Genomic DNA, 11,588 nt, shown 5'->3' on the forward strand with positions numbered 1-11,588 from the left:
TCGGCGTAGGAGGTAAGGGAGTAGCCGTTGCCGTCGCAGTCGCGGTGGCAGTTGGCGATGGCCCAAACGTTGGCGTTGCTGTTGCGGTCGCTGTCGCCGTTGCAGTAGCCGTCGCTGTTGGGGTTGCCGATGGTGTACCGGCGATAATCGTCTGAATATTCGCGATCTGCTCGTCTTCACCAACTGGAACGAACGTACATCCTGCCAGCAAGACGCCCAAGAGAATCACGCTCAAAAAAGCACGTTCAAAACGGAAACGCCTCACAAACGTCTCCTCGTGCTCCACCCGACTAGTAACCGGATGGAGCGCTGAACCGATCCGGCAAGAGATGTTTCATCATTCATTTGGCAGCATAACTTTGATCCAACCCCGTCGAAGTGCATAGACAACCGCCTGCGTGCGATCGTTCACTGCCAGTTTCCGCAAAATCGACGAGATGTGGTTTTTGACCGTCTGATTGCTGATGTCCAATCGAGCGGCTATCTCGCGATTCGTGCACCCGCTTGCCACCAGCTCGAGTACTTCAAGTTCACGTGTCGATAATGGCGAAAAGACGGCCTGGATTTCATCATCACCAACCATCTGCCGAAATGCTTCCAACACGGTTGCCGCCACTTCCGGCGAAGAGAGCACCAGATCGTTGATCGGATACTCTCCGCGCCGTACTTGCTGTAGCGTCTCAAGCAGATCGACAAACTCCACGTTTGGTGGTACGCACGCCGAAACGCCGGCCCGAATCGCTTTTACCACTGATGCACCATCATTCACCGGGCCAAACAATACCACTGCGACATGAGGATGACTACGCTTAATCACCCGTGCTACTTCAAGCCCATTCACACCTGGCAGATCAATATCCATCAGTACCAGATCAGGGTCAGCCTGATCGACCAACTGGATCGCTTGCTGACCGTTGCTGGCTTCGCCAACCACCGTGAATTCGGGTCTTGCTGATAGCGAAAGGCGCAAACCATCTCGGAACAACGAGACTGCATGCACAATAATCAGCGTAGTCACACTCACAGTCCACTCCTGATACAGGTATACCGCGATACCGTTACCTTACCGCATACTCATCGGCATGACGATATGGATGTAGCCATCATGACCAACCGGTTTGAATACCGCCGGACTCTGCGCACTTTGCATTTCAAAAGCAATCTGATTCGAGCGTACCGCAGCAATTGCATCGGCCAGAAATTTGACGTTCAGCGCAATTGCGCCACCTTCACCGGTGACACTCCCATCGAGTTCGCTGGTATTATCGCCCAATTCAGCGGCATTCGCGCTAAGCACTACTCGTCCTGGCCCCACCTCATTACTTGGCTCGATCTTCAGCTTAACAACGTTCTGGCTACTACTGGCGAAGAAGGATGCCAGCTTAACCGCTTTTGCCAACTCACCACTGTCGAGGACCATTCGGGTCAGATACTGCTGAGGAATAATCCGCTCGAAATCTGGGAACCTTCCTTCAATTAAACGGGAGACAACCTCAACATTTTCTGTATGGAAGAGGACGTGGCTACCGCCCGGTGTGTAGACCATTGCCACGTCTGCGTCTGTGTCCCCGATAATACGGGCCAACTCGTTCAACGTGCGCGCTGGAATCAGACAATCGACCGCATGTGACGCCGGGGCGGCCAACTGTATGGTTCGCATTGCCAACCGAAATCCATCGGCTGCAACCAGAGTCAACGTTTGATCACGGGTACGCACGAGCACACCGGTCAAAATCGGACGCGATTCGTCGGAAGCAGCAGCAAAAGCGACCTGCTCAATCGCTTCACGCCATAGCTCGGCAGATAACGATACCAAAGGTGCTCGTGAACTAACCGTCGGCAGGGTCGGAAACTCGTCGGCATCAACCCCTTTAATGTTACTTACAAACCGACCACACTCGACGCGCAAGGTTTGCGTTTTCTGATCAAGACTTAACGAGACAGCTTCGTTGGGCAGACCGCCGACTACATCGGTCAGTAGTTTAGCCGGGACGGCAACTGCGCCATCACGGGTAACCTGAGCATGAATCCATCGATTGATCCCTACTTCCAGGTTGGTAGCAGTCAATTTCAGCCGGCCTTCATCTGTGGCGAGCAGGACATTCGCCAACACCGGCAATGTGCTCTTAGTGGCAACGGCATGGCCTACTGCGGCGAGACCACGCTTCAAATCTTCCTGCATACATACGAGCTTCATCGTCGCTCCTCAAAGAGACAACCTCAATCGCGGCATACCAATGCCGCACCTGATCCGGGTGAAGCGCATTATAGCATATCGCGCCAGGCAGTGACAGCAACGGAAGTGATCCGTAGGGTTTTTCAGAGTTCTCGGCTTCAGTGCCTATCCGAATGTCGTGTCGTCACGTCCACGATGAATGCGCCCTATGAGTTTCCATACGATAGACGATCGGGCATCGCAACCGGTGGGATCCGCCCACCAGCGTATCGACCGTGCCCACGCTGTTCACCTCGCATCGCAGCCATCAGACGCATTCTGGCTAGCGGTGCATCGCGTCGGCATCCCGCATGGTGACCGCTGCATTCCACCCTGGCTCATTGGCCGTCGGCATACCCCGACACTGCTGAGCTCTCATCAGGATGGCGAGGGACGACCGACACTGACCGTCAGGTTCTGGAACGAGATATTTCGGATAGGCTCTTAACCTCCCCCTTCCTCTCGCCGTGTGGGAGCGGACGGGGGCTGGGGGGGGGAAGGTGAGGGTGCGCCAGCGGTCTTCAACCTCCTTTCCCTGGCCTATGCTGGTGACGTTTTACCGTTTCCTTGTGGCTAACAGAACATAACCGTGCAGATAGTGTGCATTTCGCTGACAAAGACCTTGACTTTTGGCAAAGGTGTGGTACCGTTCATAAGGGAAGAGTTTTTAAACTGAGATAATTGATAACGCGATGGTTAACAGAAAGAAAGGATTAGGTTGTGGTTGTCGCTACTCGTCGCTTTGAATTTTCGGCTGCTCATCGCTACTGGCGAGATGATTGGAGCGCCGAAGAAAACGAGCGTGTCTTTGGGCCGTACACTAGCCCGTATGGTCACGGGCACAATTATACACTCGATGTCAGTATTACCGGTGAACTAGATGAACGCACCGGGATGGTTATGAATATGACCGAATTGAAGGCGATTGTCAACGACGTCCTTGAGGAGTTTGATCATAAACACCTCAATTTTGACACGCCTTACTTTCGGGATCAGATACCAACGACCGAAAATCTGGTGCGGGTGCTCTGGCGACTGATCGCAGCGCGTTTGCCAGCTCATGCTCGCCTGGTACATTTACGTCTCTACGAGCAGCCCGATTTGTGGGCCGATTATGACGGCACAGGTGAGACACAATTTAGCCGTTTGTATACCTTCGCGTCAGCACATCGCCTCCATGCACCCACACTCAGCGATGACGAAAACCGCCTTATTTACGGTAAGTGTAACAATCCCAACGGCCACGGCCACAACTATACCCTGGAGGTAACAGTGCAAGGGCCGATTGATCCGGCAACCGGAATGCTGGTTGATCTCGAATGGCTTGACCGAACCGTCCATTCGGTGATCGATCAACTGCACCTGCGTCATCTTGATCGTGAAATTTCGGCCTTTGCTGACCGGCCATCAACCGCCGAAAATATTATTGTCTATCTCTGGAACGAGCTGGCGCCTTTGCTTGAAGGTCGTCTTGCCCTTCTCCGCTTGTGGGAAACGCGCAAGAATATCTTCAGCTACGCTGGTCCGTCTCCTGTTCAAGTCTGATTGCAAGTGGTCTTTCGCCCGCTCATGCGCATATTGCGCAGTTCGTATGTGTAATGGAGAGTATCTAGTATGTCTAGTAATGGTAACGGTTATCATCCCACCCCTGATATTGATGAGGAACACTACGAAAGCCTGATCGTTCCTGGTCGTGGCAAACTGGAGGGAATGTCATTTGCTTCCGATCCCCGCATCGAAGAGGCAGTCCGTACTATTCTTACGGCCATCGGCGAGGTGCCGGATCGTGAGGGGTTACAGAAGACTCCTTCGCGGGTTGCCAAAATGTACGCTGAGCTAACAGCCGGTTATCATATTGATCCCCAGGCGTTGATCAACGGCGCCATCTTCAGTGTAGCTTATGATGAGATGGTGTTGGTCACCAACATTGACTATTATAGTCTCTGCGAGCACCACATGTTGCCATTCTTTGGTCAGGTCCATGTGGCCTACATTCCAAACGGCAAGGTTGTCGGTCTAAGCAAGATTCCGCGTATCGTCGAGATGTTTGCCCGACGTCTACAAGTTCAGGAACGGATGACAGTACAGATCGCTGACTTTATCAATGAGGCACTAGAACCTGCTGGTGTCGCTGTGGTTGCCGAAGGCGTTCATATGTGCGGAGTGATGCGCGGGGTGAAAAAAGCGAATGCTCGTATGGTGACCTCGGCGATGCGTGGTGTGTTCCGCGAAGACTCGAAGACGCGGGCTGAATTTATGGCGCACATCAACCGCTCTAGTAATCGGCAGGATTAAAACGTGTGCGTAAAGCGATCTATGGGTAGGCGAAGGCTCTGCCTTCATCTACCCGAGAAATTTGCGCTGAAAGATTTTGTGAACTATCCCCGTTCGCCTGAGAGTCGTTTTACCGATACGTGCGTTAAGTTAATAGGAATAAGTGGACTTCGCTTTTAGGTGTTGTCTGTCTGCCCCTTCTCGGTCAGCACAAAGGAATCCTTTTCAAGCGTATGTTTGAAGCTTACTCCCACTGCTATGCGTGAGTCCTATATTCGGATAGGCTCTTATTCCGTAAACGCAAAGGATGATTGTATGCGTTCGATTCTGATAACCGGTGCCTCACGCGGTATTGGCGCTGCTACCGCTTTAGCTCTGGCCAGACCTGGTACCCGATTGACCTTGGCTGCCCGCAATCGGGCGGCTCTCGAAACGATCGCCGATCAGGTAATTACTGCTGGCGCCGATTGTTTAGTGGTTCCATGCGATGTAACCGATCCAGATCAAGTTTCTAAAACCGTTGCGCAGGCTGCCGGTGCAGGACGTCTCGATGTCGTTGTGCACAGCGTAGGTGGTGCGCTGGTTGCGCCACTGTCGGCGATCAGCATTGATGAATGGGAGACTCATCTACGGACTCAGCTCACCGGTCTCTTCCTGGTGGCCCAGGCGGCGAGTGCTCGGATGGATCAAGGCGGGTTGATTATTAACATCGCCTCAGTGGCTGCCAGACAGGCATTTCCCGGTTGGTCGGCCTACGTAGCTGCCAAACACGGTGCGCTAGGCTTTGCGGCTGCCATCCGTGAAGAACTGCGACCACGTGGTATTCGAGTGTGTTCGATTTTGCCTGCGGCTACTGACACCGCAATCTGGGATACCATTCCCGGCAATTGGTCACGTAGCAACATGTTGCAACCAACCGATGTTGCAGCGGTCATTGCAGCTATCGTTGCTTTGCCACCTTATGTAACGGTCGAAGATTTGACTATCGGTCATGTCGCAGGTCGGTTGTGAAACGTTAGCGGTGTTCAACGCTTTCAGTCTCTGTACTGCCACGTATGTTTCCTCCCTTATCTTCTTCTCCTTGCCCTCTTTCTCTCCCCTTGGGAGAGGGGAAGGGAGTAGGTCGTCGTACAGGAATCCGTTCCTCTCACTCTTCCTATTTGTCCATCACCGTATTACGGAGGCATCGAGGATGTCCCGTTGCACGCCACACAATATGAACCAGCGGTCCGTCCTTCCAACACCTGCATGAGACATGGGTATGCAGAGGCGCTAGATGGCGTTCATTGTCTGTGGCAGGCCGGTCGTTCACCGTTATGGCGTCTTCAACTGAAATCTCTAAAAACCCTATGAAACCTGTCAATTGCTTGACAAACCACTGCTCTTCGACTAGAATCGTGATGGCGATGTGCCAATGTAGCTCAGTCGGTAGAGCAGCTGTTTCGTAAACAGCCGGTCGCCGGTTCGAATCCGGCCATTGGCTCCATCTATCTAACATAGTGTAGGGACCCATGGTGATGCTTGTCATCCCGTGGGTCTCAGGCTTTTTACAGTTATCCTCGTTCAGTGGTAGACTTCTGCGATGAGCTGGATTCGTATTCGCGGTGCCCGCACTCATAACCTGAAACAGATCGATCTTGATATTCCACGTGGCAAATTCGTGGTTATCACCGGCGTTTCTGGTTCCGGTAAAAGTTCACTGGCGTTCGACACCATCTTCGCCGAAGGTCAACGTCGCTATGTCGAAAGCCTGTCGGTGTATGCCCGTCAATTGCTTGGGCAACTTGAGAAACCCGATGTCGATCTGATTGAAGGATTATCACCGGCTATAGCTATTGATCAGAAAGGTGGTGCGCGCAATCCGCGCTCTACGGTTGGCACCATCACTGAGATCTACGACTTTTTACGCCTCCTCTTTGCCCGGATCGGCCGCCCTCATTGTCCGCATTGTCAGACCCCATTGCGTCGCTATACCCCGCAGCAAATGGTCGATCTGATCGTCAATCGACCCGCGGGGCAGCGTCTGTTGTTACTGGCGCCGGTGCTCGGCGAGAGTGAGGCAGTGCTAAACGATATTCGTCGGCGCGGCTTCGTGCGCGCCCGCATCGACGGTGTTGTCCACGATCTCGATGAACCTATCCGGCTCGAGAAGTATCGCTCACATACGATTGAAGCCGTCGTTGACCGATTGATCATTCGCCAGACTGCCGATGGCACACCGGCGCTGGATCGGGTGCGGGTTGCCGATTCGGTAGAGACTGCGCTGAAATTGAGTGGTGGTCAGCTAATCATTCACGTCATTGATGGGGAAGAGCAGTTACTCAGCGAACACTACACTTGCCCCCAACACGGCCCGCTTGAACTGAGCAAGCTTGAGCCGCGTGACTTTTCGTTTAACACCCCCCAGGGAGCCTGTGCCGCCTGTCATGGTCTTGGAGTCGTGCCGGAGATCGATCCAGCACTGGTGATCCCTGATCGTGATCAACCGCTGCTTGAAGCAATCGTCCCCTGGCGTGAGAGCGAGTATTATCGTAATGTCTTGCGCTCGTTTGCTGCTCATTTTAACATTGACCCGAATACACCGGTGCGCGCTCTTCGCCCCGAACTCCTTGGCGCTCTGTTGTACGGTACCAGTGGTGAACCGATGACCTTACGGTATCACCTTCATGGTCAGATGCGCACTATCGAGACCGATTTCGAGGGCGTCATCCCAAATCTGCGACGTCGTTTAATCGAGCAACGTGCCACCAGTGAGTCATCACCACTCGAACAGTACACGACACCCCGCACCTGTCCGACCTGTAACGGCACCCGTCTGCGTCCAGAAGTACGCTCGGTGTTGATCGCTGGCTACTCCATCGCCGACATTCACCACATGACTATCGGTGCAGCTTTGCAATGGGCAAACCAGCTTCACGAACAAGCGCAGCTTCGTCCGCACGAGCAAACAATTGCGCGCCCCATCGTGCGCGAAATCACGCAGCGTTTGCGTTTTCTACAAGAAGTAGGGCTGGCATACCTGACCCTCGACCGCACCGTTATGACGCTCAGCGGAGGTGAACTGCAACGAGTACGTCTGGCGACCCAGCTTGGAGCCGGCTTGTCAGGGGTTCTCTATGTGCTCGACGAACCCAGTAGTGGTCTCCATCCACGCGATCACGACCGTCTGCTAAACACGCTGCTGAAATTACGCGACCTCGGCAACACTGTGATCGTGGTCGAACACGATGAAGCGACCATCCGTGCTGCTGATTGGATCGTTGACATTGGCCCAGGAGCCGGGCCGCATGGTGGTGAAGTGGTAGTTAGCGGTAGCCTGAACGACGTGATAGCATGCCCCCGCTCGTTAACCGGTCAGTATCTCTGCGGGCAGCGGCGCATACCGATCCCCGCCCACCGACGACCAACGCAGGGACGCTGGCTTGAATTGCGTGGTTGTCGTGCCAACAATCTCAAGAATATCGACGTGCGCATTCCGCTTGGCTGTTTCGTCGTTTTCAGTGGTGTGAGCGGTAGTGGTAAAAGCACCCTGGTGATGGACACCCTGGCGCCACGCTTGAGTCAATTGCTGCACAACAGCCATTTGCGGGCCGGCGAACACGATGCTCTGCTCGGTTACGAATATCTCGAACGGATGATTGTGGTGGATCAGAGTCCAATTGGGCGTACCCCACGTTCAAATCCAGCTACGTACAGTCGTGTTTTTGATCAGATCAGACAACTATTTGCCGCTACCAACGAGGCAAAAGCGCGTGGTTATGATGCGACCCGCTTCAGTTTCAACGTTAAAGGAGGACGCTGCGAACACTGTGCTGGCGAAGGGTTAATCCAAGTTGAGATGCAATTTTTGCCCGATCTGTTCGTTCCATGTGACGTTTGCGGCGGAACACGGTACAATAGAGAAACGTTAGATATTCGTTATCGTGGACTCAACATTGCAGAGGTGCTTGATCTCACGGTTGCCGAAGCGCTTGCATTCTTCGCTCGTGTGCCGTCAATAGCCGAACGATTACAGGCATTACACGACGTTGGGCTTGATTATCTCAAATTGGGGCAACCGGCCCCAACCTTAAGCGGCGGCGAAGCCCAACGTATCAAGCTGGCTGCTGAACTCAGCCGAAAAGGGAATGGTCATACGCTCTACATTCTTGACGAGCCAACGACCGGTCTGCATGTTGCCGACATCGAACGCTTGCTTGATGTCTTGCAACGTCTGGTTGATGCCGGAAATACGGTGCTGGTTATTGAACACCATCTCGATCTGATCGCTGCTGCCGACTGGGTAATTGAACTAGGCCCAGAAGGTGGCGAGAAGGGGGGGTATGTGATCGGCGCCGGATCACCGGAAACTATCGCAGCACAGCCTGACTCACCGACTGGGACCTATTTACGGCAGCGCCTGCGTAACAAACCATTGCAGTGAGTCGGCATTCTAATGCGGTAAATGCGGTAATCCGACTGTAATCTATCCGCCTTGAGTCTAGCGGAGCTACAACCTATAGTACCAACAGACGATACGCTCACTCCGTGCCGATAATGGCAGAAAGGACTCGTTCGATGGAGCGGATTATTCTACGCGATCCAACGATCATACCGCCCTTCGCTGAGCCTGCTCGTGATCTGCGCATTCTCAATAAGCCACTCTGGCTTTTGCAGCGCGATTTGTTGAAGACGTATGGCAGAAGTGCGACTGAAATCGATCACCTGAGTGAAGTAGCCGAGATAGCGGCAGAAGATGAACGCATTGTCTACCGTGATAACCTTTTTTTCAACGCAGAGCTGATCGATACCTTCATCCGTGAAGCTCGTATGCGTGGTACGCCAGCTCAAATCGCATTTAAGGCTACCAATCCGGCAACCGGCCAGAAGGGCGATCCCAGTATTGAGCGTCACGCTACGCAGCTCTCACGTCATATTCGTCGGGTAGGCGATTATTACGTTGCCGATTTGTATTATCTGCCCGCTGGCTGTAACGATCTCTCGCAGGTTCAGCCGCTCGTTATCGACACACTAAGCCACGAGATGGGCTATTACCGTATCCCAAGCTATATGGCCCATAAGGGCGATCTGACCTATCAAATCCCGATCCGCGCTTTCGTTTCTATCGAGAGCTGGCTCCACGTCTTAATGGCCAACATCTTGATGGGGGTCTTTTCATGGGCTGCTGCGCTTGATGTGCGGATGAGTAAAGCTCGCTTGCATAACATTTTGCGGTGGACGGCTGAAGACTGGCGGCTGTTTCCAGGTAAAATAGCGTTCGCGCTCAAAGCCTTCTGGGAGAAGATTAATCCCCTGGAAGAGCAATGGCGTAACCATTTTCTTGCGTCGCGAGCACTGGTGAAAGTTGGGAAACGCTGCTCGATAGATCCCACTGCTATCATTCATGGCCCCACCGTAATCGGTGATGATGTCTACATTGGTCCAGGTGTGGTAATAGCTAACAGCTATATTGGAAACAACGTCAATATCATGCAGGGATCACAAATCATGCTCAGTGTGGTAAGCGATCGCTGCTTCCTCCCGTTTAATGCCGGTCTTTTTATGACGGTGCTGATGGAAAACAGCATGGTCGCCCAAAACAGCACTTTGCAGCTCTGTGTGGTAGGACGGAACACCTTCATTGGTGCCAACAACGTCTTTACTGACTTCAATTTGCAGGGGGAACCAATTAAAATCGTTCACGAGGGTGTACTGGCTGAAGTCAATATGCCGGTGCTCGGCTCAGCAGTGGGACATAATGTGAAATTGGGTAGCGGATTTGTCGTCTACCCTGGTCGCATGATAGAATCAAATGCTGTTATAATCTTTGACAACGAACAGAATCTGATTCGGAAGACGGTGCCCGGCCATGATCCGAACGATATAGATGAGACAACAGGTGAGCCCCGCCGAATTATCTATCACTGGCCGAATGTCTACTATGATCCGGCGCGACCAGGCATCGGTTCGTCAGCAGATGATGAAACATCGCGATCGATGATGACCCTTCGTTCAAATCAGTCTATCGATAACAGTCGCCTGTCTGAGCATATCAGTGCGAGTCAGCGGTTGTAGCCGCCACTTCGCGAGGAGAAATCGCCGTGAGCAAAGAACGCATCCTCGTCGTTGAGGACCAGCCAGACATCTCTAGCTTGCTGAAAATCTACTTCACCGCGCAAGGGTATGAAGTCTACACAGCCTTGCGTGGACAGCAGGCGCTTGAGATTTGCAGTAAGACACCCCCCAACCTTGCCCTGCTCGACGTCAATCTCCCTGATATGGAAGGCTATGATGTTGGTCGTGCTCTGCGCGCCAGTCCACGAACCCGTCACATTCCCATCATCTTTCTAACTGCACGCGGTGAGCGACGTGATCGGCTGATTGGCCTTGGCGAAGTACAGGCTCAATACTACATCGTCAAGCCCTTTGACATTGAAGAGGTTCATACTATCGTCAGGAATCAGCTCGAAGAAGCTCGTCGTCGTAACCAACTCCATCCAGTGACCAACTTGCCCACGGCTGAATTACTAAACGAACAGCTTCGACAGTTGCTGACAGCATCAAGCTGGGCGTTGATCAATGTCCATATTAACGGCTTTGAAACATTTACCAGTGTGTACGGTTCAGTCGTTGGCGAAGATGTTCTGCGCTTCGTTGCCCTTATGCTCAACGAAGTGGTGAGTGAACTGGGTGGAAATGAAGAGTTCATCGGCCAGCAGTCGGTTGGTCAATCGTTCCTCATCACCACTGTCCCTGAGCGCAGTCGTGCGATCTGTGAGCGGATCATTACTCGTTTTGACGAGGAAATAGGTCTGCACTATAACTATCGCCACCGGAAACAGGGCTACATTGAGTTTGTCGATGATACTGGCGAGACCCGGCAGGCGCCACTGATGTCGCTCTCAATTGGTGTGCTGACGCAGGATGATGGCCCCTTTGCCGATATTCGTGAGCTGAGCGAGATTTCTGAAGAGGTGCGTCAACGAGCACTCATTCAGGCACGTGAGCAAGGCAAACGTAGTTTTGCCGTCTACGGTCGCTCTGCTGGCTAGCCGATGTTCGTTGCTAAATGTTGTTCTGCGTTTCGTTTATGCTTACGTAGTCACCAGTGCAGTACAGC

General features: G+C 53.0%; 8 protein-coding genes, 1 tRNA gene and 1 pseudogene. 7 read left to right on the plus strand and 3 right to left on the minus strand.

The window, feature by feature from the left end; genetic code table 11:
- From JE47_RS20975 to dnaN, 3 genes and pseudogenes are all read right to left on the minus strand, one after another.
- Nucleotides 1-265 (minus strand): annotated as a pseudogene (locus JE47_RS20975) (TolB family protein); the annotation flags it as partial.
- A gap of 72 nt (nt 266-337) precedes the next feature.
- On the minus strand, nt 338-1,024 hold the full coding sequence (locus tag JE47_RS0107445) for a LuxR C-terminal-related transcriptional regulator (RefSeq protein WP_031459153.1): 687 nt from the start codon (nt 1,022-1,024) through the stop codon (nt 338-340).
- 39 nt (nt 1,025-1,063) lie between these two features.
- The gene (gene dnaN / locus JE47_RS0107450) at nt 1,064-2,197 is read right to left on the minus strand and encodes a DNA polymerase III subunit beta (RefSeq protein ID WP_031459154.1); all 1,134 of its coding nucleotides are present in this window, start codon (nt 2,195-2,197) and stop codon (nt 1,064-1,066) included.
- Between the two features lie 738 nt (nt 2,198-2,935).
- On the opposite strand from dnaN, the gene JE47_RS0107455 reads away from it, so the two are divergent.
- The 7 genes from JE47_RS0107455 to JE47_RS0107485 all read left to right on the plus strand — a co-directional run bounded on the left by JE47_RS0107455 (nt 2,936) and on the right by JE47_RS0107485 (nt 11,520).
- Nucleotides 2,936-3,760 (plus strand): 6-carboxytetrahydropterin synthase, encoded by an 825-nt coding sequence (locus JE47_RS0107455; RefSeq protein WP_031459155.1) that lies wholly within the window; start codon nt 2,936-2,938, stop codon nt 3,758-3,760.
- Between the two features lie 69 nt (nt 3,761-3,829).
- Nucleotides 3,830-4,510 carry a GTP cyclohydrolase I FolE gene (folE, locus tag JE47_RS0107460; RefSeq protein WP_031459156.1) on the plus strand — a complete coding sequence of 227 codons (681 nt, stop codon included), beginning with the start codon at nt 3,830-3,832 and terminating at the stop codon, nt 4,508-4,510.
- A 294-nt stretch (nt 4,511-4,804) separates the two neighbouring features.
- Nucleotides 4,805-5,500: an SDR family oxidoreductase gene (locus tag JE47_RS0107465; protein ID WP_031459157.1), complete on the plus strand. Its 696-nt coding sequence runs from the start codon at nt 4,805-4,807 to the stop codon at nt 5,498-5,500.
- A gap of 399 nt (nt 5,501-5,899) precedes the next feature.
- A tRNA-Thr gene (locus tag JE47_RS0107470) sits at nt 5,900-5,975 on the plus strand.
- Between the two features lie 96 nt (nt 5,976-6,071).
- Nucleotides 6,072-8,912 (plus strand): excinuclease ABC subunit UvrA, encoded by a 2,841-nt coding sequence (gene uvrA, locus JE47_RS0107475; protein ID WP_031459158.1) that lies wholly within the window; start codon nt 6,072-6,074, stop codon nt 8,910-8,912.
- A 134-nt stretch (nt 8,913-9,046) separates the two neighbouring features.
- A complete protein-coding gene (locus JE47_RS0107480) occupies nt 9,047-10,543 on the plus strand; it encodes a multidrug transporter (protein WP_031459159.1) in 1,497 nt (498 codons plus the stop codon).
- Nucleotides 10,544-10,569: 26 nt separating this feature from the next.
- On the plus strand, nt 10,570-11,520 hold the full coding sequence (locus JE47_RS0107485) for a GGDEF domain-containing response regulator (RefSeq protein ID WP_031459160.1): 951 nt from the start codon (nt 10,570-10,572) through the stop codon (nt 11,518-11,520).
- Nucleotides 11,521-11,588: the final 68 nt, after the last annotated feature.

It is taken from the genome of Chloroflexus sp. MS-G (assembly GCF_000735195.1).
GTDB lineage: Bacteria > Chloroflexota > Chloroflexia > Chloroflexales > Chloroflexaceae > Chloroflexus.